This window comes from Rhodococcus sp. T2V (assembly GCF_029269925.1).
GTDB lineage: Bacteria > Actinomycetota > Actinomycetes > Mycobacteriales > Mycobacteriaceae > Rhodococcus_F > Rhodococcus_F koreensis.
Window position 1 is genome coordinate 82,998 of the sequence record NZ_JARJBD010000008.1, and the last position, 26,325, is coordinate 109,322.

General features: G+C 65.5%; 24 protein-coding genes and 1 pseudogene. 21 read left to right on the forward strand and 4 right to left on the reverse strand.

The genetic code is table 11. The annotated features are described in order from the left end of the window. The first annotated feature begins 67 nt into the window (after positions 1-67). Genes P3H15_RS09870 through P3H15_RS09880 form a run of 3 tightly spaced genes read left to right on the forward strand, consistent with a single transcriptional unit; the run spans position 68 to position 2,384 of the window. Positions 68-274 (forward strand): hypothetical protein, encoded by a 207-nt coding sequence (locus tag P3H15_RS09870; RefSeq protein ID WP_276137056.1) that lies wholly within the window; start codon positions 68-70, stop codon positions 272-274. Continuing rightward, the gene (locus P3H15_RS09875; protein WP_276137057.1) at positions 271-1,209 is read left to right on the forward strand and encodes an aldose 1-epimerase family protein; all 939 of its coding nucleotides are present in this window, start codon (positions 271-273) and stop codon (positions 1,207-1,209) included. Before P3H15_RS09870 ends, P3H15_RS09875 begins: the two co-directional genes overlap by 4 nt. Further along, the gene (locus P3H15_RS09880; RefSeq protein WP_276137058.1) at positions 1,206-2,384 is read left to right on the forward strand and encodes a mandelate racemase/muconate lactonizing enzyme family protein; all 1,179 of its coding nucleotides are present in this window, start codon (positions 1,206-1,208) and stop codon (positions 2,382-2,384) included. Before P3H15_RS09875 ends, P3H15_RS09880 begins: the two co-directional genes overlap by 4 nt. Positions 2,385-2,707: 323 nt before the next feature. On the opposite strand, the pseudogene P3H15_RS09885 reads toward P3H15_RS09880, so the two are convergent. Further along, a pseudogene (locus P3H15_RS09885) lies at positions 2,708-2,875 on the reverse strand (transposase); the annotation flags it as partial. 802 nt (positions 2,876-3,677) lie between these two features. Here P3H15_RS09885 and P3H15_RS09890 point away from each other — a divergent pair. Continuing rightward, on the forward strand, positions 3,678-4,253 hold the full coding sequence (locus tag P3H15_RS09890; RefSeq protein WP_276137059.1) for a TetR/AcrR family transcriptional regulator: 576 nt from the start codon (positions 3,678-3,680) through the stop codon (positions 4,251-4,253). A 7-nt stretch (positions 4,254-4,260) separates the two neighbouring features. Here P3H15_RS09890 and P3H15_RS09895 read toward each other — a convergent pair whose 3' ends face one another. The 3 genes from P3H15_RS09895 to P3H15_RS09905 are packed head-to-tail and all read right to left on the reverse strand — an operon-like array spanning position 4,261 to position 7,204. Further along, entirely contained in the window at positions 4,261-4,782 is a 522-nt protein-coding gene (locus tag P3H15_RS09895; RefSeq protein WP_276137060.1) for an NADPH-dependent FMN reductase, read from the reverse strand. Continuing rightward, positions 4,779-5,885 (reverse strand): 3,4-dihydroxy-2-butanone-4-phosphate synthase, encoded by a 1,107-nt coding sequence (locus tag P3H15_RS09900; RefSeq protein WP_276137061.1) that lies wholly within the window; start codon positions 5,883-5,885, stop codon positions 4,779-4,781. Before P3H15_RS09900 ends, P3H15_RS09895 begins: the two co-directional genes overlap by 4 nt. Further along, positions 5,882-7,204 carry an NAD(P)/FAD-dependent oxidoreductase gene (locus P3H15_RS09905; RefSeq protein WP_276137062.1) on the reverse strand — a complete coding sequence of 441 codons (1,323 nt, stop codon included), beginning with the start codon at positions 7,202-7,204 and terminating at the stop codon, positions 5,882-5,884. Before P3H15_RS09905 ends, P3H15_RS09900 begins: the two co-directional genes overlap by 4 nt. Positions 7,205-7,429: 225 nt before the next feature. On the opposite strand from P3H15_RS09905, the gene P3H15_RS09910 reads away from it, so the two are divergent. From P3H15_RS09910 to P3H15_RS09990, 17 genes are all read left to right on the forward strand, one after another. Beyond that, positions 7,430-8,038: a TetR/AcrR family transcriptional regulator gene (locus P3H15_RS09910; RefSeq protein WP_276137063.1), complete on the forward strand. Its 609-nt coding sequence runs from the start codon at positions 7,430-7,432 to the stop codon at positions 8,036-8,038. Between the two features lie 121 nt (positions 8,039-8,159). Continuing rightward, the gene (locus P3H15_RS09915; protein ID WP_276137064.1) at positions 8,160-9,614 is read left to right on the forward strand and encodes an aldehyde dehydrogenase family protein; all 1,455 of its coding nucleotides are present in this window, start codon (positions 8,160-8,162) and stop codon (positions 9,612-9,614) included. Between the two features lie 112 nt (positions 9,615-9,726). Next, a complete protein-coding gene (locus P3H15_RS09920; RefSeq protein ID WP_276137065.1) occupies positions 9,727-11,133 on the forward strand; it encodes an amidohydrolase family protein in 1,407 nt (468 codons plus the stop codon). 40 nt (positions 11,134-11,173) lie between these two features. Beyond that, entirely contained in the window at positions 11,174-12,376 is a 1,203-nt protein-coding gene (locus P3H15_RS09925) for a thiolase family protein (protein ID WP_276137066.1), read from the forward strand. After that, entirely contained in the window at positions 12,373-12,822 is a 450-nt protein-coding gene (locus P3H15_RS09930; protein ID WP_276137067.1) for a Zn-ribbon domain-containing OB-fold protein, read from the forward strand. Before P3H15_RS09925 ends, P3H15_RS09930 begins: the two co-directional genes overlap by 4 nt. Continuing rightward, positions 12,815-13,993 (forward strand): CaiB/BaiF CoA-transferase family protein, encoded by a 1,179-nt coding sequence (locus tag P3H15_RS09935; protein WP_276137068.1) that lies wholly within the window; start codon positions 12,815-12,817, stop codon positions 13,991-13,993. Before P3H15_RS09930 ends, P3H15_RS09935 begins: the two co-directional genes overlap by 8 nt. A gap of 46 nt (positions 13,994-14,039) precedes the next feature. After that, the gene (locus tag P3H15_RS09940) at positions 14,040-15,530 is read left to right on the forward strand and encodes an aldehyde dehydrogenase family protein (protein ID WP_276137069.1); all 1,491 of its coding nucleotides are present in this window, start codon (positions 14,040-14,042) and stop codon (positions 15,528-15,530) included. Next, a complete protein-coding gene (locus P3H15_RS09945; protein ID WP_276137070.1) occupies positions 15,527-16,666 on the forward strand; it encodes a cupin domain-containing protein in 1,140 nt (379 codons plus the stop codon). The genes P3H15_RS09940 and P3H15_RS09945 overlap by 4 nt, the downstream gene beginning before the upstream one ends. Next, entirely contained in the window at positions 16,663-17,658 is a 996-nt protein-coding gene (locus P3H15_RS09950; RefSeq protein WP_276137071.1) for a dihydrodipicolinate synthase family protein, read from the forward strand. Before P3H15_RS09945 ends, P3H15_RS09950 begins: the two co-directional genes overlap by 4 nt. A 32-nt stretch (positions 17,659-17,690) precedes the next feature. Beyond that, positions 17,691-18,596 carry a VOC family protein gene (locus tag P3H15_RS09955; RefSeq protein WP_276137072.1) on the forward strand — a complete coding sequence of 302 codons (906 nt, stop codon included), beginning with the start codon at positions 17,691-17,693 and terminating at the stop codon, positions 18,594-18,596. 2 nt (positions 18,597-18,598) lie between these two features. After that, a complete protein-coding gene (locus tag P3H15_RS09960; protein ID WP_276137145.1) occupies positions 18,599-19,333 on the forward strand; it encodes a class II aldolase/adducin family protein in 735 nt (244 codons plus the stop codon). A 2-nt stretch (positions 19,334-19,335) separates the two neighbouring features. Further along, complete coding sequence (locus tag P3H15_RS09965; protein WP_276137073.1) at positions 19,336-20,226, forward strand: fumarylacetoacetate hydrolase family protein; 891 nt, start codon at positions 19,336-19,338, stop codon at positions 20,224-20,226. 52 nt (positions 20,227-20,278) lie between these two features. Next, positions 20,279-20,890 carry a malonic semialdehyde reductase gene (locus tag P3H15_RS09970; RefSeq protein WP_276137074.1) on the forward strand — a complete coding sequence of 204 codons (612 nt, stop codon included), beginning with the start codon at positions 20,279-20,281 and terminating at the stop codon, positions 20,888-20,890. Between the two features lie 76 nt (positions 20,891-20,966). Next, positions 20,967-22,202 (forward strand): FAD-dependent monooxygenase, encoded by a 1,236-nt coding sequence (locus P3H15_RS09975; RefSeq protein ID WP_276137075.1) that lies wholly within the window; start codon positions 20,967-20,969, stop codon positions 22,200-22,202. A 444-nt stretch (positions 22,203-22,646) separates the two neighbouring features. Then, the gene (locus P3H15_RS09980) at positions 22,647-23,948 is read left to right on the forward strand and encodes an NtaA/DmoA family FMN-dependent monooxygenase (RefSeq protein WP_276137076.1); all 1,302 of its coding nucleotides are present in this window, start codon (positions 22,647-22,649) and stop codon (positions 23,946-23,948) included. Between the two features lie 174 nt (positions 23,949-24,122). Beyond that, positions 24,123-25,553, forward strand: a complete 1,431-nt coding sequence (locus tag P3H15_RS09985; protein ID WP_276137077.1) for an MFS transporter — start codon at positions 24,123-24,125, stop codon at positions 25,551-25,553. 91 nt (positions 25,554-25,644) lie between these two features. After that, on the forward strand, positions 25,645-26,160 hold the full coding sequence (locus P3H15_RS09990) for a flavin reductase family protein (RefSeq protein ID WP_276137078.1): 516 nt from the start codon (positions 25,645-25,647) through the stop codon (positions 26,158-26,160). Positions 26,161-26,325 lie beyond the last annotated feature (165 nt).

Below are 26,325 nucleotides of genomic sequence, written 5' to 3' on the forward strand. Positions count from 1 at the left end.
GGCCGACGTCAAACGTCGCCGGCGAGCCTGAACAACACCCAACAGTCAACACCGGAAGGAAAGCGCTGTGATCACACTCGGAGGTACCGACCCCCGAACCGGGACGACCGTCGCGGAGACCGCCGGTATCCGTGGTGCCGCAGCGGGCGCGGCATCGTGCTTCGAACGGGCGAGCCGGGGGTTCCGGGTCGCGCTGCCGTACCCGATCGGTAGTGAACTCGAGGCGATTCCACGGCGGGTTGACGGCACTCCGATGGTGTCGGACTGGTTATGACCGACCGCACCCTCCTGCGTTGTGGACACGTCACGGCCGCTGTCGCCCCGCGAGGGGCGGAGCTCTGCTCGCTGCGTAACCGAGCCGGACAAGAGTTGATGTGGCAGGCCGGTCCTAGTTGGCCGCGCCACGCGCCACTGCTCTTCCCCGTGATCGGGCGGATGGTTGACGACACCCTCTTGCACGAAGAGGTACGGCATCCGATGCCGCAACACGGATTCGCGCGTGATCTCGACTTCTCGCGCATCTCGGTCACCGAGACGTCGGCACACTTTCGCCTCACCGATACCGCGGAGTCCCGAAGACACTTCCCATTCGCCTTCGCCCTCGATGTATTCTACGAGCTCGGCGCCGACGCCCTGTCGATCAGCTACAAGGTCGGCAACCCCGATCCCGAGACCATCTTGCCGGCGTCATTCGGTGTCCACCCGGCCTTCCGCTGGCCCCTCGGTGACCACGACAAGTCTCGTCACCGGCTGGAGTTCAACGCCACGGAGGACCGTCCGATTCGGCGCGTCGACGACGTCCTGCTGCGGGACGCCCGATGTCCGAGCCCGATCGCGGAATCGTCGCTAGTGCTGGATCCGACACTGTTCGCCGACGGCGCCTTGATCCTCGACCGGCTGTCGAGCACCTCCATGCGATACGAAACTACCGGAGGTGCAGGTATTTCCCTGTCCTGGAGTGGCTTTGAGCAACTTGCGATCTGGTCCCCGCCCGACGGCGCCGACCTGCTGTGTATCGAGCCGTGGGCCGGGCTGCCTTCACCGGTCGACTTCGTCGGCGAATACCGGGACAAGCCCGCACAGTTCCATGTCCCACCGTGGGAGCACAAGGACTTCATGCTGCAGATCAGCGGATTGTCCTGCCCACCCAGACGCTCCCTATCTGCCCCGGCAGCGATGTCGGCAAAACCCACACAGGACGCACCATGACAACGAAGAATCCCCACGACCGGCCCGTGGTCGCACGGGTCGAATCCTTCGCGCTCGAACACGCACTTCCCGACGGCGGGTACGGCACCGCCAAGGGACTGGTGTCTTCCCGAGTGTGCACTCTAGTCAAGATCACCACCTCGGACGGCGTCGAAGGCTGGGGCGAATGCTACGGCGTACCCGAACTGCTCACCCCCTATCTGAGTTACTACGGACGAGCGTTGCTCGGCGTTCCTGTGGACGCGAAGGAGAACTTCGTTCAGCAAGTCGTCGCGCACTCCTACCACCTGTCCACCGGAGGTCTGCACATAGCTGCGCTGTCCGGGCTCGACATCGCACTGTGGGATGCGCAGGCCCGCGGCTTCGGCGTCAGCATCGGTGACCTGCTCGGTGGAGTTGTGCGCACCACTGTTCCGGCCTACGCCTCCATCGGTTACGTCACCCGCGACGGTGACCTCGACGAGTTCCGCGGACAGATCCAGGGCGCCGCCGACGAAGGCTTCACCGCCGCAAAGATCAAGATCGGCACCGGTCTGCGTGCCGACCGCCAACGCAGCGAGATCACCCTCGACGTCCTCGGACCGGACGGAGAACTGATGGTGGACTATAACGCCAACGCCACCGCCGACGTGGTGCTGCGATCCCTGAGGGCACTGGCCGACCTCGAACCCGGCTGGGCCGAGGAGCCGCTACCTCCCTATCAGCGCGACGGCTGGGACCGGGTGCGGGAGGCCGGCATCCCGATCGCCGCCGGCGAATCGTTGTACACCCGGTTCGGGTTCCGCGACCCCATCGCCGACGGCAGGATGGACATCGTGCAACCGGACGTCACCAAGTGCGGCGGATTCACCGAAGCGAAGCTCATCACGCAGATGGCCTACACCTGGAACCGCCGTGTCTCACCGCACTGTTGGGGTACAGGGGTGGCTGAAGCTGCCTGCCTGCAGCTTCTGTCGACCCTGCCCGACTCTCCGTATGGCGACGGCACCGGTACACCGCAATATCTCGAATTCGACCGCGGCTACAACCCCCTGCGCGAGGCAGTTCTGACCAAGCCGATCCGGCTTGAGAACGGGCTGGTCGCTGTCCCCGCAGGGCCCGGGCTTGGTATCACGCTTGCCGAAGGCGCCATACGGAAGCTCGCCATCGCACAGCTGTCGGTCGATATCCACTGAAACATCTCAGTCAAGGATTCCGACGAAAGGCCAGAAAAACGTCGATCCACGCAGCGTCTTCTGCGAACCGGCGCATCACGCGATGGGGCGGGCTGTTGAAGTCACCTGTAACACGGTCGGCGCTGGTGCCCAACTCCGGCGCCGAGGTTAACCTCGATCTTGCATGCGTCTGACGTGTCGCTCTGATCAGTTTCGGGTTGGGTGTTTCGGGCATGGATTCGGTGCTCGGCAACGCGCGGTCGCCCGACGCGGTCGGGTGGTCGTCGGGGTCCAGGGCCCCGAAAGTTGATTTCCTTTCGTCTCGGCAGTCGGATTGGTACTGGTCAGAGAGGGTCGGGGATTGCGTTGAGACGGGCCAATGCGGTGATCAGCAAGTCGATCCAGGGTGCGTGGGCGGACAGCCGCAGATGCACTTTTCGTGCGTGACAAGCGATGCGCCCGGCGATCGCGAACAGGCGCAGTCGTAGCCGTTTCGGCTCCCACCGCTTGGCTCCTTCTCGGGCGGTGCTTTTGATCCGAGGACAAGATCACTGGGCTCCGCTGGAATGCGTTCACCGATCGCCCAACTGGCGGAATCGACCGGTACGGGGATTTCGAGTGGTGGGTTCCTGTTGTGGCACCGTTGTCATGGGGGATAGTCTGCGGTGCAGTAGCGTTCGCAGGTTTGGTCGGTTATACCTGGACCGGCGGGTGCCGCTGACGATAGACGTCGTTGAGTTTCGCCGTCGAGGTCGAGGTGGAGTCCAATTTTTGCAGTAACTGCCGGACTCGGTCGGCGAAGTGCTGGGGTGTGATGCCGAATCGCACGAAGATCTCGTCTGGGGGTGGCTCACCGTATGGGGCCCAGATAGTGGCTAGGTGGAGTACCTCATCTCTTTGACTCGGAGGTTGTTCGTGCCGCCGCGTGTTGTTCGCCTTCCGCCGTCGCCGGCGGCGTTCCGCTCGATACTGGTTGACCTGGTCAGTGATGTGGAGACGAGGGTCGACGTCTGTGTGTTCGTGAGGTCCCTTGCGCGGGAATGAAAGGTTGGTCATGGCAGGTTCCTGAGGGAGCTCATGGTGGGCGCTCGGTCGGTGGGCAGCGCGGTCGGGGTCGGGCAGCTACGCCGGGCGGAGTGGCAATGCGTTGGGTGTTTCGCTCTCACTGTCTTGAAAAGCAAAGTCTTGCCACGACCCCCGTTGGGGTTGAATTCGGGGTTCTAGTCATCAATCGACTCGATAGACGAGGTACAACCGCGTTCGTGAATACGGGTCATGGCGTCCCGGCCAGCGCCGAGCTGCCACAATGTCGTTGTGAGCACTGATGTCAGCGGCCGGGTCAAACGAGAATCGAGAGACGAGGTTCGACAGCTTCTGCTCGGGGCGGCGATCCGCGCCGTCGCACGCGACGGTATGCGAACGTTGACCACGAAGGCGGTGGCCGCCGAGGCCGGCGTCACGCACCGACTGTTGCTGTCGCATTTTCCGTCACAAGACGACCTGCTCGTCGCAGCTCTCCAGCACGCGCTGGACAGGAGCATCGGGGTGCTCGCGCGTCTGACCGACACGGATGCACTCGAGGATCTGCTGGACGGTCTGACCCGGCAAATCGATCACGACCCCGACCTTCAGACCTTCCAGTACGAGCTGATCCTCGAGTCCCGCAGGAGGCCGGAGCTGGGTGTCGCGGTCCGGCTACTGTATTCCACGCTGCTCGACTCCACGCGCGCTGCCCTCGAACGGGTGGGAGTGACTCCGGACGACGACTTGACGTTGCTCGTATACGCCGCAGTCGATGGGCTCGCGTTGCAGCATCTTGCCCGCGGCGATGCCTCCACCACGAACGCCTCGCTGATCCGACTACGTGCGATGCTCTCCAAAGAGCGCTGAGACGTCATCATCCGCTTGTAATTCGGATGTCTATCAGGGCGTTGACAGTAGGAGTCCACCGGTGGACATACATATCCAACGCCTCGTCCTCGGCGAAGGTCTTGTCGCGCAGATACAGGCCCGGCAGTGCACAGGTGCCGCCGAGTTCTGCAAGGACCGGTTTGAGGGTGAGGTCCGGCGCGAGTGCGTGTGCGGGACCCGCCCCCAGCATCAGGGGCACCGACACCACGTTCTGCAGGCCGGTACCGCCCTCGAACTGATCCAGGAAGAGTTTGAGGAGCCCGCTGTACGTCGCCTTGAACGTCGGGCTGGCGAAGACGACGAGGTCCGATCCCTGGACCTGGCGAACGGCGTTGTTCACCGCCTCGTCGCCCCAGCCGAGCAACCCGGGTCCGAGGTCGATCACGTCGATGGTGTGGTCGACGCCTGCGCCGACGGGTCGGTTGGCGAGCTTTTCCGCGAGAAGTGTGCCGGCGGCGAGTGTTCTCGAGTGTGGTTTGGGGTTTCCCGCGACGACTGTGACTTTCATGATTGCTCCTGTTCTCTGTTGGGGCCCGCAACCACGGTGATGTCGGCCGAGGCGAGGGCGGTGGGGGCGATTCCGCCGCCGCGCAACCGGATGGTGTCGACGTCGAGGTCGGAGAGGATGGCGGCTACGGCGCCGGTGTCGGCGAGTGTGCACTGGTGTGGTGAAGAAAGGCGCGAGGTGGACGTGCCGCGCCGGAGGTAGATCAGCAGCCCACCGTCCTGGGCCGTCCGCTGCAACGCCTCCTGGAGCCGCCGACCGCAAGTGCAGGTCAACGCGCCGAACACCTCACCGGAATGGCACTCGAGGTGCACCGACACAGTGGGCACGGCAGGAGTGCTTGGACCTCGGAGGACGGTGTGGTCGGCGCCGGTGACTTCGTCGTGAAAGACCGTCGCGTCGAAATCGGCTTGAGCGGTTCGCATCAGGGTCGAGTTACCGCGAGTGACTCGCCCCGCCGTTCCGGTTCCGTGGAAGAGTCTGTGCTCCAGTACGTCCCTGGCAGACAGCGTTGTCAATCCGTGCTTGATTCCGAGAGTGGGCACCGACCCCGGTCGCAGGATCTCCCCGTCGTCGGCTACCAGGTCACCGACAACGGCGACGGGCGGTAGACCGGCGATTCTGCACAGGTCGACGGCGATCTCATTGCGCCCCGTCCGCGGGTGTTCGGTGCCCTCGTGCACCCGGATCGGGACGAGATGTCCCGGTCGAATCAAGTCCGCGGGAACCGATTCCGGATCTGCGAGAACCCGTGCTGTGCGTGCTCGGTCGGTAGCACTGATCCCCGTGGTGGTTCCTGCGGTGGCGTCGACGGAGACCGTGAACGCTGTCGATGAGGATCGGGAGCCGGTGGTTCCTACCATCAGCGGCAGGTCGAGCGCGTCGGCGATGGTGTCGGGCAGGGGTGCACACAGGAAACCCGATGTCTGACGCACGGCCCAGGCGGTCCAGTGCGGGTCGGCCAGCGCCGCCGGCAGGACGATGCTTCCACCTGTGCCTAGTGCATCGTCTGTGTCGTTCAGGAGAATCGGTCGGCCGGAGCGTAGTTCGCTGCATGCTCTGTCCACCGCGCTAACCGTGGCCGAAGGCGCGGCGGCGGGGTTCATCGCGCGACCCGGGTCAGCTCGTCGATCAGGTGCCGCGCTGCCCGACGCCCGCTTTCGAGGGCGCCGTCGATGTAGCCGGCCCAACCGTGTGCGTAGTCGCTGCCGGCCAATCGGACGCGGCCCTCCGGGCGCTGAAGTTCCTCGATCTCGGTCGACAGGTGGCCGGGGCGCGGCATTGCCCAGGTTTCTCCGGACAGTGGGTCCGCGGTCCAGTCGTGGGCATCGACTGCAATCAGTTCGATGTCAGGGCGCCACTGGTGCAGTGCGGCCTCGACCGCTTTCACGTCGGTCACGTCGAGCTTGTCGGAGTGCGGGCCGAAGCCCAGCAGGATGGTGTCGTCGCCTATCGCGTACTCGGTCCCGGCCATGGTCAGCGGGTACTCGTCGGGCGCAAACGCGATGAACGGGCGAACGTGGCCCTTGGCGCGCATCCAGACCTTGACGCCGGACGAGACCTGTCCACGGTCCGCGGCGGTGTGCTTGCCCTCCGACAGAGGCGGATCAAACTCGATCGTGTTCAGGATGTCCAACGGCAGCGTGACGATGACGTGTCGGGCTGTCACGGTGGCACCCTCGGATGTGGTCACCTCCACCTGGTGTTCGGACGCCTTCAGGGCGGTGACGGTGGTCGACAGCCGGACCTGCGCAGTCGATCCCTCGTGCACCGCCTCGACCAGGCGACCCGTCCCGCCCGCAATGGTGTAGGCACGGTTTGCCTCACTGACCAGTTGCCAGTTGCCGCCGCACAGAGCAGCGAGTCGCAACGGTTGCGCAGCGGACCCTTCCTCGGGCGATCCGTTGAACGACAGTGCCCAGCGGCTGCGCGCCACCTCGATCTGTTCGGCAGTGAGACCGAGCTGGCCGAGCCGGTCGGTGACCGAGAGCGAATCCGCGGCGAGGGCGCTCTCGGACATGGGGAAGAGCTGGTGGGGCATCGGGAAGGCGTCGCGCGCGCCCTCGGTCAGCCCGGCCATCCCGGGGGAGACGAGTGCGCTGTACTCCTCGACCGAATCGCTGTGGACCTTCCCGCCCATGATCCAGTAGACCTCGTCGACGCCGGGGGAGCGCTCGAGTTCGAGGTCGTGAGCAACCATCTCCGCCCAGAGGTGCGGCTGGATCCAGTGCACGAAGGTACCGCCCAGCTCCAGGGGGCGTCCCAACGGGCTGTCGCGGTACCAGGTCCGACCACCGAGTCGGTCCCGGGCTTCGAGGAGGACGACCTCGAAACCGGCGCGACTGAGGTCACGGGCGGCGGAGATTCCAGCGAACCCGCCGCCGATGACGACAACGTCCGCAGCGGTCGTGGGGGAGTGAGTCATTGCTTCTCGCAATCGGGTCGGTGTGCGACGAGACCGGAAACGCTCTCGGAATGCGTCGGATGCGTATTGGTGACGGTGTGGCAGAGGACACCTTGTCGGTTATCGTGCCGCGACTCCCCAAACATTGCAAGTGCGATGTTTGGGGAGTGTGGCGACCGCGCGGCGGTGAAGAAGTGTTCTATCGTGACCTCAAGTGGATGAATCAGCGAGAAAGGTGCGACTGATATGACCGAAGAGGCGGTCCGACCGCGCCTTCCGTACGGCGAAGGGCGACAGGCGCTCGTCGAGGCGGCGATCAGGCTCGTTGCCCGAGACGGGCTCTCGAAGCTCACCTATCGCTCCCTCACGGCGGAGGCCGGCGTGAGCCAGGGGAGTCTGCGGCACCACTTCGACTCGCTGGTCGGCGTGCTCGAAGCAGGGCTCGAGTACTGCCTCGAGGTCTCGCACGGCTACCTGCACCGCCCCATCGAGTCGCTCGAGGACATTTTCGCCCACCTCGTCGACTCCATGCAGGAACATCCGGAGATCCCGGCCTTCCAGACCGAGGTCTTCGTCGGTGCCCGGCATCGCGACGAGTTGATCCACTTGGCGCATCGCCACCAGGAGTCGTACCGGCAGGCGGTCCGGGTGGCACTGGCCCAGTCGATTCTCACGCCCGACGAGGAACTCGTCGCGATCATCATCGCGATGGCCGAGGGCATCGTCTATCAGCGCGTGGTGTTCGGGCAGGCATATGCCCCCGTCACAGAACAGGAAATCGCCGGCTCGCGCCGAGTGATGTCGGCGCTACTCCGGGCCGCGTCTGCCCCGTCAGCCAGCGTCGCGCACCGCTGATCTGCGGTTTTATCGAAGTCGGTAGATCCATTGCTTTCAAACATTGCATTTGCTACGTTTTGTCCGTCAGATAGAGGCGCCCGTCACACTCGGCGCCCACCTCTCAGCGGAAGTGAATGCCATGACCGTTCGCGACACCCTTTTCATCGACGGCGAGTGGCGAAGCCTCCACTCTCGAGTGACGATCGACGTCGTCTCCCCGTCCACGGAGAAGGTCATCGGCACGGTGCCCGACGCCGACGACTCCGACGTCGACAGCGCGGTCTCGGCGGCCTCGGCGGCGTTCGGGGCCGGCGCCTGGCGCGGGCTGCCGATATCCGAGCGCGCCCGGATTCTCGAACTCGCACTGCAGGCCCTCGAACCGAAGATCGCCGACATCGCGGATCTCGTCACCGCCGAGATGGGACTGCCGACTTCGATTGCGCACAAGAAGATTCCGGGAGCACTCGCCGCCGGGCGGTACTTCCTCGATCTCGCAGTCAACGACACCCTCACCGAGGTACGTCAGACGATGTGGGGACCCGCGGCAGTGGTGAAGGAACCCGTCGGTGTCGTCGCGGCCGTGGCCCCATGGAACGGGCCCTTCAACATGGCGGTCGCGAAGATCTTTCCGGCGCTGGTCACCGGCTGTAGCGTCGTCTACAAACCCGCCCCCGAGACTCCGCTCGATGCGTACTTCCTCGCGGAGGCCCTCGCCGCGGCAGGTCTGCCGCCGGGAGTGTTCAACCTGGTCACAGGGGGCAGGGCCACCGGCCGGTCCCTCGTCACCCATCCGAAGGTGAACAAGGTCAGCTTCACCGGGTCGACTGCCGCCGGGCGCCAGATCGTGAGCGAAGCGGGACCGCGGTTCACCCGACTACAACTCGAACTCGGCGGGAAGTCCGCGGCAATCGTGCTCGAGGACGCCGATGTCGAGACGACGATGCGCGGAATCGCCATGGGCTCGTTCGCGAACACCGGCCAGGTGTGCTCCGCGTTCAGCCGGATCATCGTTCCGGCTGCTCACCGGGACAAGTGGATCGACGCCATCGTCGAGACCGCGAAGTCCTTCGTGGTCGGTGACCCGTTCGACCCCGCGACGACCATGGGGCCGCTGGTCTCGGCGAACCAACGCGATCGGGTCCTGGACTATGTCCGGATCGGCACAGCGGAGGGCGCGGTAGTGGCCACCGGCGGTGGTGCGCCCGAGGGCGACGGAATCGGCTACTACGTCCAGCCCACGGTCCTCGTCGACGCGGTGAACTCGATGAGGATCTGCCAGGAAGAGATCTTCGGCCCGGTTGTCACGGTGCTGACCCACGAATCGGTCGATGAGGCGATCGCCATCGCGAACGATTCGAACTACGGACTGCACGGCGGCGTGTTCACCGCCGACCCCCACGCCGCGGCGCACGTCGCGCGCAGCGTCCACACGGGAACGTTCAGCGTCAATTCCTACACCCACAATCACAACGCCCCATTCGGGGGAGTCAAGGATTCCGGGATCGGCCGTGAACTGGGCCGAGAAGGCATCCAGTCCTACTACGAGATCAAGACGGTGAACCTCACCGAGGACACCGAAACCCTGTTCGCCTGAACATCTTCGACACTTTGCCCCTCGGGCCGCGGGGTGGCCGGGCGCACCCGCGACGGCCGCCTCGCCGCGCCCCGACGCGGGCGCCGGATTTGCAACAGAGAGTGGAAATCACATGAGTACAGATCGCAAGCTGATCCGCGGTGGACATGTCGTCACCGCCGACGCCAAGTTGGGTGTCATCCCGAACGGGGAAGTCCTGGTCGAGGACGGTGTCATCACCGCTGTCGGGGCGAATCTGGGCGTCAGTGACGCGGAGATCATCGACGCCGAGGGCGGAATCATCGCCCCGGGGACCATCGACACGCACCGCCACACCTGGCAGGCGCAGTTGCGTGGGTGTTGCTGCGACACCTCCCTGCAGCAGTACATCAGTGGGTTCTGGGCTGATGCGACCCCGTCCTACACGGCCGAGGACGCGAAGCTCGGCACCCTGGTCGGTGCTCTCGAAGCCCTCGACGGTGGGGTCACCACCCTCCTGGACTACGCCCACATCACCAACTCGCCCGAACACGCCGATGCTGCCGTGGACGGTCTCGAGGAGGCCGGAATCCGTGCCGTTTTCGCGTACGGCCTGGGTCAGGCGAACATCATGGCGCCCCCGGAGTTCGACCGGATGGCCGACCTCGCCCGGATCGCGTCCGAACGATTCTCCGGATCGGGACTGCTGACGCTGGGAGCGGCCTTGTCCGAGATCGGATTGAGCCCGATCTCGGTCAACAAGAAGCAGAAGCAACTCGCCGACGACCTCGGCGCCGTGTCCACGGTGCACATCGGCACCTCGTGGTCGCTGCCTCCGGGACTGGCCGAGCTGTTCCACGCCGGTGTCCTGGACTCCCGCCTGGTTCTGGCGCACGCCAACACCTTCGCCGAGACGGACTGGAAGCTGGCGGCAGAAGCCGGAGTGAAGGTTTCCACCACTCCCGAGAGCGAGCTGGCCATGGGTGCCGGCAAGCTCGCGATCAACAGCGTCCTGCGTCACGGCCTCAAGCCGACGATCGGCGCCGACGTCGTCTCCCTCAACAGCGGCGACATCATCACACCCACCCGTCAGGCCCTGGCCTACACACGCTGGGCCGATGCTGTGGGCACCAACGAGCAGGGCGGCGACATCTACGTCGTCTCGCGCACCGCGCACGAAGCACTCGAATGGGCGACCATCAACGGCGCCGACGCCCTCGGCCTCGCGGACCGGGTCGGCAGCCTCACCCCGGGCAAGCAAGCCGACCTCATCGTCGTCGGCGGCCGCCACATCGGTATCCGGCCGGTCAACGATCCCGTCGGCCAGCTCATCTTCCACACCAGCCCCGGACTCATCGACACCGTCCTCGTCGCGGGCAAGGTGGTCAAGCGTAACGGCCAACTCGTCGGCGTCGACCTCCCCGCCCTGCTCGCCAAGACCGACGACTCCGCGAAGGCGATCAAGGAGCGCATGGCCCGGATCGCGGCGGAGAAGACACCGATGTCGCCCGAGGTCATGGCCAACTTCCCGAAGTGGATCGCACACAACCTCGCCTCGTAAATCGGGCCACGAATCGGTTGTACGACAGAGGACTACGCACATGAGTATCGACGGCTTCAGAGACCGCACGGCGGTCTCGGGTGTCGGATGGACCCCCCTGACCAAACGCAGCGGAGAGACCGCCCTCACGCTCGGCACCACCGCCTCTCTCGCGGCGATCGCCGACGCCGGACTCGAGCCGGCGGACATCGACGGTCTCGTCACCTTCTACTGGGGCACCCGGGACACCCCGGCGCCGGGGGAGATGGTGGCCGCGCTCGGATTGACCTCCTGCCACATGTCGTTCTGCGACAGCAGCGGCGGAGCGTGGGCATGCTCCGCCCTGGCGGCGGCCGCGATGGCGGTCCACTCGGGAGTGTGCCGCAACGTCCTGGTGTACCGGGCGGCGAACTCACGATCGGAACCACTCAATCCTGCGACAGCCGATCTATGGCCGTCGGGGCAACGGCAGTGGAGCGAACCGTTCGGGGCAACCCATGCCGCCACGCTGTACGGGCCGAGCGTCAGCGCCTACATGGCCCACTACGGAATCGGCAACGCCGATTTCGCGGAGCTGGCGGTCCAGCAACGCGCGAACGCCTCGCTCAACGCGAAGGCCCTGATGAAGAAGCCGATCACGGCCCAGGACCACCAGGCCTCGCCGTGGATCATCGAACCGTTCCGGCTGCTGGACTGCAGCGCGTTCAACGACGGCGCGATGGCCGTGGTCGTCTCCTCTGCCCGCGACGTTCGACGCCGAGGCGACTCGACGGTGACGATCAGAGCCGTCGAGGGCGGCTCGCTCGGAACGCCGGTCACCGCACGCACCAGCCGTAACCGGTGGGAGTTGAACGCGGCACATGCCGCACCGGCTCTCTACTACCGCGCGGGGATGACGGTGGAGGACATCGACATCGCCCAGGTCTACGACCCGTTCACCGGGATGGCGCTGCTGCACATCGAGCAGTTCGGTCTCACCGAACCCGGCGGTGCGGCTCGCAGCATCGGTGACGGTGAACTCTCGCTCGACGGCCGGTTACCGGTGAACACCCACGGCGGGCACCTGTCCGAGGGAAACGTCGCGGGCCTCGGCCATGTCATCGAAGCCGTGCAACAACTCCGTGCCGGCGGCGTCCGCGACGACAACTGCGACGGAGACCACGACTACGACCGCACGCGGTGCCGACAGGTCCGCGACCCCGAGGTCGCCCTGGTCGTCGGCGAATCCGGCGACAGCTCACTACTCCTGACGAGGGTGTCATGAATACCCCGATGCGCCCACGACCGACCGCAGATGCCGACAGCGCCTACTTCTGGGCGAAATGCTCCTACGGCGAGCTGTACGGCCAGCGGTGCGGGAACTGCCAGATCTGGCGCTGGCCCCCGCGCCGGTACTGCCCGGCCTGTCACGCCGCCCAGCCGGTGTGGGAGAAGCTGCCCGGAACGGGAACGATCGTCGGCCTGGTCATCCAACACCGAGTGATGGACCCGGCGTTCAGCGACGAGGCCCCGCTCGCGATTGTGCACGTCCAGATCGACGGCACCGACGGCGAAATGGTGCTCGTATCGCGACTGAAACGCTGGGAATGGATGAACGCCTCGGTCGGCTCCCGCGTGACGGTCGTGCTCGACGACACCGGCGACGAGCCCGTCCTCCCCACATTCAAGATCCTCCACAACAAGGAAGAAGAGGCACGACCTCATGGCTGATCACGCCCTCACCGGCCCACTCGGCGGAGTCCGCATTCTCGATCTCTCACACGTGCTCAACGGACCGTTCTCCACGATGCTGCTCGCTCACATGGGCGCGGAAGTAATCAAGGTCGAGCAGCAAAGCAGCCCCGATCGGTTCCGGCACGCCTGGATGCCGATGGACGCCGACCACGACGGCTACGAGTTCCTGGTCGTCAACGCCAACAAGAAGGCGATCACCCTCAACCTCAAGAACGAGCAGGGCCGAGAAATCTTCCTCGACCTCGTCAAGCGATCCGACGTCATCGTCGAGAACTTTTCCACCGGCGTGATGGATCGTCTGGGATTCGGCTACGAAGCCCTGCGCGAGCACAACCCGAAGATCATTTACGCCTCGTCGAAGGGATACGGCGAAACCGGGCCCTACGCCGACCTGCGCTCGTTCGCCACCATCGCTATGGCCGTGAGCGGCTGGGCCGACGCGTCCTGGCGCCTGTCCGGCGCCCCCGGCACCCAGGTGTTCGGACCCGGCGACGAAGCGGCCGGCGTCTCGATGGCTTTGGGAATCCTTGCGGCACTGTATAACCGCACCCAGACCGGCAAGGGCCAGAAAATCGAGGTCTCCATGCAGGAGGCGCTGATGGGCTTCATGGTCAGCAGCTTCCACGAGTTCTTCGAGGGCATGGGGCCCGCCGGCGCCTACATGGAATCGAAGGACGGCCACGTCGCAACGCACCTGCCGGATCTGAACGACGACCTGTTCCAACGCTATTCCACGGCACTCGGACACCCCGAGGCGATCGACGACCCGCGCTTTTCGACAGTAGTCACGCGCCGCGAGAACCTCAAGGTCCTCCAGCAGGAAGTGGGCTCGTGGATGAAGCAGTTCCCCACCAAGGAACTGTTCGACATTCTCCGCCAGCAGCAGGTTCCCGCCGGACCTGTGCTCTCGATCGACCAGATCCTCGAGGACGAACACATCGTCGCCCGAAAGGCGTTCGTCGAGGTCGACCACGAGCAGGCCGGACAGCTTCAGCTACTCGCACCGTGGATCCGCTTCAGCGAGACCCCCTCGGCGATCTCCCACGCCGGTCCCGCAGTCGGCGAACACAACTACGAGGTCTACCGCGACCTGCTCGGATACGACGAAGAGGTCGTCGACAAACTGCGCGCGGACGGCGCCATCTGACCCCGCTCGGCCCTCGCCCACGACCCCCATTCCCGAAAGGCCGACGATGACGACCCTGACCACCCGCCTGGAGTACGACATGTCCATCGGCGGCGAATTCCGTTCCGCCGCCAACGGCGCGCGGATCGACTCGATCGATCCCTCCACCGGGCAGCGGCTCGGCTCATTCCCGGCAGCCACCCCCGAAGACGTCGATATCGCCGTCGAGACCGCTCACCGCGCATCCGACGACTGGTCGCGGACCGCGCCGTCGATACGCGCCGGGCTCCTCACCGAACTCGCCGACGCGATCGACGCCAACGCCGAGGAGTTCGCGCGGATCGACACGGCCGACAACGGGTCATTGCTGACCGAGATGCGACGCGACGTCGCCGCCGGAGCGGGCGCGCTGCGGTACTTCGCCGGACTCGCGCTGCAGGTCCGGGGCAGCACCCTTCCCACGACCGTCGGGGAGCTGACCTACACCACCCACACCCCCTTCGGCGTGGTCGGTCGCATCGTCCCGTTCAACCACCCGTTCATGTTCGCTGCCAGCAAGATCGCGGCACCACTGGTGACCGGCAACGCCGTGGTCCTCAAGCCGAGCGAGCACACCAGCCTGTCGGCACTGCGGCTCGCGGAGCTGGCCCACGACATCCTGCCCGCAGGTGTGTTCAATGTGGTCACCGGCGATGGCCTGGCGGTCGGCGACTCCCTGGTCGCGCATCCGGCCGTGCGACGGCTGGCGTTCACCGGATCCGTCGCGACCGGGCTGGCGATCACCCGCCGTGCCGCGCAGGCATCGGTCAAGTCCGTCACGCTGGAGTTGGGTGGCAAGAACCCCCTCGTGGTCTTCCCGGACGCCGATCTCGACCTCGTGGTCGACGCCGCCGTACGCGGAATGAACTTCACCTGGCAGGGCCAGTCCTGCGGCTCGCTCTCGCGCGTCATCGTGCACTCCGCCATCCACGACGAGTTCGTCGAGAAACTCACCGACCGGGTAGCGGCGCTACGGCCCGGACTGCCGACGGACCCGGCATCCCAGACCGGCGCCATCGTCCACGAACAGCAACTGAACAAGGTCCTCGAATACGTGCAGATCGGGTTGGCGGACGGAGCACGGCTGTGCACCGGCGGTGAGCGGATCACCGAGGGCGAACTGGGCGACGGACTGTTCGTTCGCCCCGCGGTCTTCGCCAACGTAACGGTGAGTTCGCGTCTGGCGCAGGAAGAGATCTTCGGTCCGATCCTGTCGGTGCTCCGATTCGGATCGGAGGAGGAGGCGATCAGGATCGCGAACTCCACCCGATTCGGTCTCACCGCAAGTGTTTTCACCCGTGACCTCGCGACGGCGCACCGATTCGTCGACGCAGTCGAGGCGGGCTACGTCTGGGTCAACGAGGTCTCACGGCACCTGCTCGGTTCCCCCTATGGGGGCGTCAAGGACAGCGGGATCGGCCGGGAGGAGGAGTTGGCGGAACTGTACTCGTACACCCAGACCAAGAACGTCCACATCAATTTCAGCGAACACCGGCATGAAGGAGCCGTTCAGGCATGACGACCACCGAGAACGAGAAGCTCGCCAGCTACGACGAGGCGATCCGCGGCGACCACCTGATCGGCCAGTGGTCGTTCGAACCACTGCTCGACGCATCGATCGGAGGTCCGATCCCGGCCGGTGTCGGGCACGTGTGGCCGTGGTCGACGACCCGGCCCCGTCTACAGGAGGCCGCCGACATCCTCGGTCCCGCAGGGTGGGGCCGTACCAACCTGACCTTCCTGAACCCGGGCATCACCGCGGGCCCACCCGGGTCCACACACACCCTCGCGGCCGGCATCCAGATCATGCGTGCCAAGGAAGTCAACTTCTCACACCGCCACACCATGTCGGCGCTGCGGTTCGTGATCGATGGCAACCCCGAATCGTTCACCGTCGTCGACGGCGAAGAGCTGGCGATGGACACCTTCGATCTGTTGATCACCCCGCGGTACTCCTGGCACGACCACCACAACCCCACCGATGACGAAGTGGTCTGGCTGGACGTCCTCGACCTCGGCCTGACGCTCAGCCTCAAGCAGGCCATCTTCGAACCCTTCGGAGACGAAAGCCAGCCCCGTCGCACCGACGCCGCACAGTCCCAGGGCCTGCGGATGAAGGCGTTGCGTCCGACGTGGGAGCGGACCCGCGAAAGCAGACTCCCGGTCCGCTACCCCTGGGCGGAAGTCCGCGAGATCCTCGATGCGTACGGCACCGCGGAAGGCAATCCCTACGACGGACTGTCGCTGCGCTACACCAATCCGGTGACCGGCGGATCGACGCTGCCGACGATGGACTGCTGGATCCAACAGCTCGGTCCCGGCTTCGACGGTCAGCGGCACCGCCGGACGTCGAGCAGCGTCGGATTCGTGGTCTCCGGCCACGGCAAGGTCGAAATCGAGGACGCGGTGTTCGACCTCCACCCGGGTGACACGTTCGCGATCCCGAATTTCACCTGGCACCGGCTCATCAACGACACCGACGAGGCGCTCCGCATCTTCTCCGTCCACGACATCCCGGTGCTCCAGGCACTCGGTCTGTTCTACGAGGAGCCGCATCCGATCATCGGGGCGCAGCCGGCGCCCGCGGTCCCCGGAATCCCGAAGTCACCCACCCACCGCATCGACGCGATGCTCGACAAGGACGAGACACGATGACGAGATACACAGCACAGGACATCAGCGGCGTCGTCGCCATCCTGCCGACCCCGTCACTTCCCGGATCGGATCGATGGGACGCCCGCGAGACCGTCGACGTCGCGGAAACCGAGCGACTGACGAATGCACTCATCGACGACGGCGTCGACGTCATCATGACCTGCGGCACCTTCGCCGAAGGCGCATCGCTGACGCTCGACGAGGTGATCACCTTCAACGACACGGTGATCCGCACCGTCGCCGGCCGCCGCCCGGTCTTTGCCGGCGCGACCACCCTGAACACCCGCGACACCATCGACCGCGGCCGCACACTGCGCGACCTCGGCGCAGACGGGCTCTTCCTCGGCCGCCCCATGTGGGTGGCACTCGACGCCGAGCAGACCGTCGAATTCCACCGCAACGTCGCCGAAGCACTTCCCGACATGGCGCAGATCGCCTACGACAACCCGAATGCCTTCAAGCGGAAGATCTCACCGCAGGAGTACGCCCGCCTCGCCGAGATCCCCCAGATCGTCGCGGCGAAGCACATGGGCCTCGGACTGATGGGCGAGCGTTTCGCCGAAGACCTCGCCGCGGTGAGCGGCCGTATCCGGCTACTGCCCGTCGCCGGCGACTGGTCGACCACGGCCCGGCGGTTCCCCGACGAGATCCGCGCATGCTGGAGCGGCGACGTCGCGGCCGGGCCGGCACCGGTTCTGCGGTTGCGCGACGCCATCCTCGACCGGGACTGGGACCGCGCCGAGAAGATCCAGGCCGACATCGGGGAGGCGCTCGAACCGCTGTTCCCGAACGGAAGCTTCGAGGAGTTCTCGAAGTACAACATCCAGATCGACCGGGCCGAGTTCGAGGCCGCAGGCTACTACCGTCCCGGACCGGTACGACCGCCGTACTCCTCGTGCCCGGACGAATACCTCGAATGCGGCCGCGAGGCCGGACGACGATGGGCCGCTCTCCATTCCCGCTACTCGGCCGAGCACACCACGCTCGCATGAGCGCACTACCCGAACGAACCAGGAGCACATCCATGACCGCCCCCGAACCGCCCGTCCGGGTGACCAAACTCGGCTATGTCTCGTTCGAGACACCCGACGTCGCACGACTGACCGAGTACTACACCAAGGTCCTCGGATTCGCCCTCGTCGAGGAGACCACCAGCCAAGTCTTCCTCACCACCGGCGGCGACCATCACTGCATCACCATCGAGAAGGCCGAGGTGTCCCGGGGACGCAACGTGATCGGCTACGAGATCCGCGAGAGCCTCGACAATGCACAGCTGCGACTGAAGGAAGCCGGGCTGGCCAGCGAACGGCGCACCGACATCGGCCCCGGCACCCCCGACGTCCTGGTCATCGAGGAGCCGCTGACCGGAAGCGCACTGCACCTGTACGAGGAGCAGTCGCGCAGCGGCGTCGATTCGACGTTCGACCATCGCCCCAACAAGCTGGGCCACGTCGCCGCCTACACCCCGTCCCCGCGTGACATGCGGTCCTTCTACGAGGGCGCCCTCGGATTCCGGTGGTCCGACACCGTGGGTGACTTCTTCGTGTTCCTGCGGTGCAACGCCGACCACCACGCGGCGAACTTCATGCAGAGCACCACCATGCAGGGCATGCACCACATCGCCTACGAAGCCCGGGACCTGACCCATCTGCAGACGATGATCGACAACCTCAACAAGCACGACTACCGGCTGTACTGGGGTCCGGGCCGGCATTCGGTGGGCCACAACATCTTCACCTACCACGAGGACCCCGACGGCAACCACATCGAGCTGTTCACCCAGCTCGACGTCATGCTCGACGAGGACAACGGCTACTTCGAGCCGCGGCCGTGGCACGAACACTTCCCGATGCGACCGACGACATGGGAAGCGGACCTGGCAGTGATGAACAAGTGGGGCCCGATCCCCGACGGGATGATCAAGCGGTGACCATGCGCGACGAACAGCTCGTAGCGCAGGTCGTCGACGCCCACCTCGCGCTGGCAGAGGCCGGTCAGGGCGACCTGATCTGGGGTCACGTGGCTGTCCGGGACCCCACCGGGCGCGGGATCTGGATCAAGGCGGCCGGCTGGGGAATGGACGAAATCGGACCCGATCAGGTCCAGCTCGTCTCCTTCGACGGCGACGTTCTCCTCGGCGAGGGACCCCGGCACATCGAATACCACATCCACACCGAGCTCATGCGCCAGCGCGCAGACGTCGGAGCGTCCGTGCACTCGCACGCATCCTCCGCGACCGCCTTCGCCTCGTTGAACGTGCCTCTGCGGGCATTGAGCCACGACGCCACCCCGTTCCTGGATCCCGATGTGCCCCGGTTCCACGAGACCGGGAACCTCATCGCCACACCCGAACTCGGGCGCGCGTTGGCCGAATGCGTCGGCTCCGGCAATGGCTGCCTCATCCCGGCGCACGGACTGGTGACCGTGGGCGCCACGGTCTCCGACGCGGTCATGCACGCGGTGTTGCTCGACCGCGCCTGCGCGACGCACCTGACCGCGCTTGCCGCAGGCGGGCCGCGCCGGTGGTCATCGGATGACGAGGTGGCCGCCAAGAGATCGACATTGTGGCCGCCGACCGCATTTCGGGCCGCCTTCGACTACCTGGTCCGGCGCGCCGAGAGAACGACTGCGTCGAAATCGACCAGTGAAGTGAACGTGAAAGGTTGATCATGACTTGGAGTCTCGTAACCTGCCGCACCGGCCACGGCAGTAATCGGTCGGAGATCGCCGCGATCCGGCGGGCCGACGGTCGGTACGTCGTCCCTGACATTCTGCGCGCCTTCGCCGGCCTGACGGAAGCACTCGACAACTGGTCACAGGTCGAACCCGCACTCCGCGCGATCGATCCGGACACGCTCGAGCCCGTCGACGCGACCGAAGTTCTCTCCGTCCGCTACCCGCGCAAACTGCTGTGCGTCGGCGCGAACTACCGTGACCACATCGCCGAGATGGGCGTCACCGACATCCCCGAGGGATGCGAACCGTTCTTCTTCACCGTGCCGACGACGACCACGATGATCGGCGACGGCGAGCCGATCACCATTCCGCGCGATCCCGCGTATCGAGTCGACTGGGAAGCCGAACTCGCGGTCGTCATCGGCACCGGCGGACGCGACATCGACGCCGCGGACGCCGGCAAGCACATCGCCGGCTACGCGTGCTTCAACGACGTCACCGCACGCGGACTGCTGGCACGCAAGGTGACGATCGCACCACCGTTCACCTGGGACTGGGCCGGATCGAAGGGCCTCGACACCTTCTGTCCCCTGGGCCCGGTGACGCCGGCCTGGCAGATCGAGAACGCAGGCGATCTCGAGATCCGCTGCACCGTGAACGGAGTGGTAAAGCAGAAGGGATCGTCCGCGAATCTGCTGCACGGAATCGAAACCCTCGTCGCCGCCGCCAGTCGCCGCTGGACCCTCGAACCCGGAGACGTGATTGCCACCGGCACCCCGGCCGGCGTGGGCCACACCCGCGGCGAACAGCTGACGGACGGCGACCTCGTCCGGGTCGATATCACCGGCTTGGCACCACTCGCGAACCCGGTCGTGTTCCGGTGACCCGCCGACCGTGCCCCGACCGCACGCCAGTCGCAGCGACGGAAGGTAAACCATGACAACGGGAATCACCCATCCGCAGCTGGACCAGACCGGCCAGGACCTGCTGTTCGGCGGTGCCCACTCGATACGCCAGTTCTCCGACGAACCTGTCGCTCGTGACGTTCTCGAGAGGGCATGGGAGCTCGCGAAGTGGCCCCCCACCGCCTGGAACAGCCAGCCCATGCGCGTGATCCACGTGACCAGCCGCGAGGGAAAGGCCCGCCTGCTTCCACTCGTGGACGAGCGGAACAGGGCGAAAGTCGAACAGGCACCGGTCACCTCGATCCTGGTGTCGGACTACAACTACCACCACGACCTCCCCGAGTTGTTTCCTCGCGCCGAGGGTCTGCGGGAGATGCTCGACGAGGGACCGGCAGGGCTGCGCATCAAGCACGCGCACTTCAACGCGACCCTGCAGGCCGGCTACTTCATGCTGGCAGCGAGAGCGGTCGGGTTGTCGGTGGGGCCGATGGCCGGTTTCGACACGGAGGCAGTGACGGAGGAGTTCCTCGACCCCGACACGATGCACGCGCTGGTCCTGGTCAATCTCGGCTACCCGGCGTCCGATGCGGCCGTCAGCCGACTGCCGCGTCTGCCCGAGGACAGGGTGGTGACTTGGGTCTAGTGACGCCACGCCGCCCGGGGCCGCCACGCCCACGGCGCACCCACCACACCCTGACGTTCTATCGAAAGTGACAGCTATGTCCGACAGTCCATCCATCGCCGTCGTCGGCGGTGGTCTCGGTGGCCTCGCCACCGCGATCGCGTTGACAGTACGCGGTTTCGAGGTCGACGTATTCGAGCGCACCAGCCAACTCGGCGAGGTCGGTGCGGGGATCAACATCAGCCCGCAGGCCACCAAGGCGTTGCAGGCGATCGGCCTCGGAACTCGACTCGCCGAGGTGGGGAATCCGATCACCGGCCAAATCCAGCGTTCGATGTACACCGGCGACGAGCTGGTGGAAACCGGGCTGGCGAAAAACGGGAACGCGGCCGATCGTTTCGGTGCCCCGTACTACACCTTCCACCGTGCCGATCTGCTCGACGTGCTCGCCGACGCGCTCGACAGCTCGCGGGTCCATCTCGGGCACCGATGCGTGGGCGTGGTCGAGGAAAACGACGGAGTGGTTCTCCAATTCGACGGCCGCACCGATCGGAGAGCCGACATCGTCATCGGCGCCGACGGCATCCACTCCCAGGTCCGCAGGCACCTCTACGGAGAGGAAGACCCGCCCCAGTTCACCGGACAGATGGTGTGGCGCGCACAGCTCGACGGCAAGTCCCTCCCGTCCGGCCTTCTCGGGCCCCACGGGTTCTGCGGATGGATCGGCAAGGGCAGCCACATGATGACCTATTACCTCCGCGGGACCGACATCATCAACATCACCACGCAGTCGGACACCGAGGAATGGGTGGAAGAGGGCTGGTCGATCGCAGGTGACCCCGACGAGATGCGAGCGTCCTTCCCCGGCGCCACACCCCAGCTGCAACAGCTGCTCGACGCGGTGACGATCTGCTCGAAATGGGGCCTGTTCGGGCGCCAGCCATCGCACGACTGGGGCCGCGGACGTGTGCAACTGATCGGCGACGCCGCGCATCCGATGCTGCCCAACGCAGGTCAAGGAGCCGCGCAGGCATTCGAAGATGCCTACGTATTGTCGCGGTGGCTTGACGCACTGCGCTCCGATCCCGAACTGGCACTCGCGCGCTTCCGCGACGTCCGGATCCCGAGAGCTCACGCGATCCAACGGCAGTCACTCGCGAACAGCAAGCTCGTGCACGCCGGCGACTGGGAACAGCGCCGACAGACGTTCGAGGAACGAACCCGTCAGGGCGACACCCCGCTGGGCATGAACTGGATCTACGGATACGAGCCCGAGTCGGAGTGGGACACCCGCACCGTGTATCCCCTCTCGGACCCCTCGCAAGCTCAGTGATCCCAGGAGCGCATCGGATCCGAACAGGGAACCATGACCCTGATGTCTACTATTGCGCATTGTTGATCACTCGCAGTGAACAAGTCCTGCGTCCATACACCCAAAAGCTCGCCCGAGGTGTGACCTGTTACACATTCGTTACCTAAAAGTGTCGATCCGAAACACACCGCAGGCCTACGATTGACCCACACCAACGGCCCGACCGCCGAGAGGCCAACCCCCGCTCGACAACGACGCCGAGACGGCCGGATCGACGGGAAAGCAGCCGGATGATCACTGCCGAGCCCTCGCCTCAAACCCCACGCGGGCGCTATCCGCCTCGGCTCCCGTGACCATCTGCAGTCATTCAAATCGCTATTCGCGGCGAACTATCCGCAATTCGAGCTCTTTCCACAGCCTTCCAGCCGTGTCCACAGAGTTCACCCATTTCTTCAGGAGACGGTTATGACGACACCCATTCACATCGGATTCTTCAGCTCCTTCTCGCCGCCCGCGTGGCAAGCGGGAAGCGACCGGATGCACGGATCCGACTGGTGGTCCGGTGAGTACCACGCACGCCTGGCGCGGCGCGCGGAGGATGCTCACTTCGATTTCATGTTCTTCGAGGACACGGCGGCCGTGTCGACCACCGTCGGTGGCTCGATCGACATGGACCTTCGGTACGCGCTCAGTGCGCCGAAGAACGACCCGGTCGCCCTGCTGTCCTATCTCGCAGGGAAGACGACACGATTGGGTCTGATCTCCACCGCGTCGACCACCCTGTACCCGCCGTTCCTGCTCGCGCGGCTGTACTCGACGATCGACAACCTCTCACGGGGGCGCGCCGGCTGGAACATCGTCACCTCGAGTGAGAACGAGTCCGCCCAGAACTTCGGCCTCGACGCTCTTCCACCCACCAATGAGCGCTACGAGATCGCCGAAGAGTTCCTCGAAGTCGTTCGTGCACTCTGGAACTCGTGGGACGAGGACGCGGTGGTGCGAGACCAAGAGAACAACGTCTACACGGACCCGGCGAAGGTCCGTGCCATCGACCACCTCGGTAAGCATTTCAAGGTCCGCGGACCTTTGAACTCGCTGCCCTCACCTCAGCGCACACCGGTATTCGCCCAAGCCGGCGGTTCGCCGCGAGGCCGGGACTTCGCGGCACAGAACGCCGAATTGGTCATGTCCACCACGATCGGTGGAGTGGAGGCGATGAAGGCCTTCCGCGAGGACATCCACGGCCGGATGAAGAAGTTCGGACGCGATCCCAAGGAATGCAAGATCATGTACGCCACCCACCTCTATGTGGCGGAGTCCAGAGCAGACTTCCGATCGAGTATCACCGACTCGCAACTGCTGTCCGTGCTCGGCAAGCACTCGGCGCATCTCGGCGTCGATCTCAACCAGTTCCCTCTCGACGAGCCCTTCCCGCAGGACGTCGTAGCCAACGGCACGACGAGCATGGTCGAGTCGCTGAAGGAAAAGGGCCGCCGAGGCCAGAGCCTGCGCGATGCCATCATCGACTTCAACTGGGGCGACGACGAGCTCGGACTCGTCGGTCCGGCGTCCGACGTCGCGCAGAACCTGGTTTCTGCCATGGAGGAGGCCGGGGGAGACGGCTACATCATCATGGCCACACAGGATGCGAACGAGTCGCATCTGTCCGGAATCTTCGATGGTGTTGTGCCCGAACTCAAGCGGCTGGGCGCGATGCGGACCGACTACTCGGGTAACACACTGCGCGAAAACCTCTTCGCGTTCTGAGGTCGCCAAGTCGCCGCGCTGGCGGTCGCTCGTTCCCACCCGAAAGAGTTTTTACATAGATCCACCACCCTGAAACAGGAGCCTCCCGTGCACGACGAACACACCCACGAGGGAACAGCGGCGGTCATACCCCCACAGGAACGACCTCCCGCCGAGGAGACGTTGGAGTCCACAATGTCAGCACGCAGTCGCTGGACAGCGCTCGGAGTCCTGCTCATTGCGGTCCTCATCGGACTCACCGACGCCACCATCGCCAACATCACCCTACCGGCAATCCAGACCGGTCTCGGCGCCTCCGACGCGACCCTGTCCTGGGTGGTCACGGGATACGCACTTGCCTACGGGCTTTCCCTGGTCCCGGCCGGCCGACTCGGCGACCGCTACGGCCACAAACCACTGTTCGTGCTCGGCATGGCGGGCTACGTTCTCACCGGCGTGATCGCCGCGACGTCGTCGTCGGAAGGCCTCCTGGTCGCTGCGCGCGTGGCCCACGGTATCGCCGGCGGCGTCATGGTCACCCCCGTCTTCGCCTACATTCAGGTTCTCTTCACCGGCGCGGCCAGGGTTCGGGCATTCGGGCTGTTGACCGTGGTCACCGGAATTGCAACGTCGATCGGGCCACTGCTCGGCGGGTGGATCATCGACAACACCTCGGACGGACTCGGGTGGAGACTCGCGTTCCTCGCCACCGCACCGGTCGGCCTCGTCGGCATCGTGGCCGCAACCATGATCTTGCCCAACACACGCAGCCACAAGGCCGGTGGGTTCGACGTACTCGGTATGGCGATGCTTGCCGTGGTCATCTTCGGAGCCATGGCGCCGCTCATTCAGACGGACGGAGGCAGCCTTCCCGCCTGGGCGCCGGAGAGCTTTGGCATTGCCATCGCCGTCGCGGTCGCGTTTGTCTACTGGCAACGCCGGCGTGCCAGCCGGAACGTCGAGCCGCTGATCCCGATGACGTTGTTCCGTTACCCGTCCTTCTCCCTCGGACTGATAGTCGCTGTGCTGACCTTCGCCAGCGCGACGACCTCGATCTACATCGCGTTGGCGGTGTTGTGGCAGTCCGGGCGTGGCGAAACCGCACTGGCAGCCGGACTCGTCACTCTCCCGTTCTCTATCGGTGCCATCCTCGGTGCCGCGCTCAGTGAGCGGGTGGCCGTACGACTTCGACGCCACGCCGTGACGTTCGCCCTGGTGCTTCTCGTCGGCGGGTATGTGGCGCTGTACTTCCTGCTCCTCGCCGAGCCGTATGCGCATCTCCTGGTTCTCACCCCGCCGATCTTCGTCGCTGGGCTGGGCAGCGGAATCTTCGTCGCACCGAATGTGTCCTCCATCCTGTCGCCGGTGCCGCCGGCCATCGCCGGCGGCGCGGGCGGAGTGGTGGTGACCGCCCAGCGAATCGGTGCGGCCCTCGGCACCGCGTTGACCGTGATCGTGGTGTCGACGAACCCGGGAAGCGGGCCCTTCGACGAGGCAGCGACCATCGTCGCGTCGGTTCGCGCCCTGCTCGTCATCCTGCTGTTCGCCGCAGCAGCGCAGGTCCTCAACGTGGTCGCCACCGCGGTGGACAAGCGATCCTCGCCCGTCGAATCAGGTCAGGCCTGACCCAATCGGGGTGTCGGTCGTGGCTGCCCTGCAGACCCGACCAACACCCCGACATCTCGTTGTTGGCCCATCCATCACCAAAGGACTCCCCATGATTACCCAGACGTCTCGCCGTGCTGAGCCGGCCGGGCACGCGATGAGCGACGACCTCCGTCGCGTTTTCGGGCACTACCCGTCCGGCGTGGCCGCACTCGCGGCAACGATCGACCACTCCGACGTCGTCCTGGTGGCGTCGTCATTCACCGTGGGCGTCTCGCTCGACCCGACCCTGGTGATGTTCGCGGTCCAGCGTTCATCGACCACCTGGCCGATGCTGCGCGACGCGCCCTCGATCGGTGTATCCGTGCTGTCCACTGGACAGGACCACCTGTGCCGACAACTCGCCAACAAGGACAAGAGCGAGCGGTGGAAGGACATATCACGATCGCGATCACGTGACGGAGCCGTCTTCATCGACGGCGCATGCGTGACGCTCGAGTGCTCGATCTACGCCGTGTACCCCGCGGGTGATCACGAAATCGTGGTCCTGGAAGTCACGGGTGTGGAGGCCGATATGGACCAGGATCCCCTCGTCTTCCACGGATCCCGATTCCGTCCCCTCAGATAGCCATCCGATCTGCATGCGGTGTGACCTGTGAGCGCCAACGAGTGCCACTCGATTGCTGTAGAAGACGGTTCGGCCCGGGTGTGCGCCAGCCAACAAACTCTGTTGGGCTGCTGCGACTTCGATTGAAACAGGACAACGTTCAGATTCCTCGCGGTGTCGACTCTG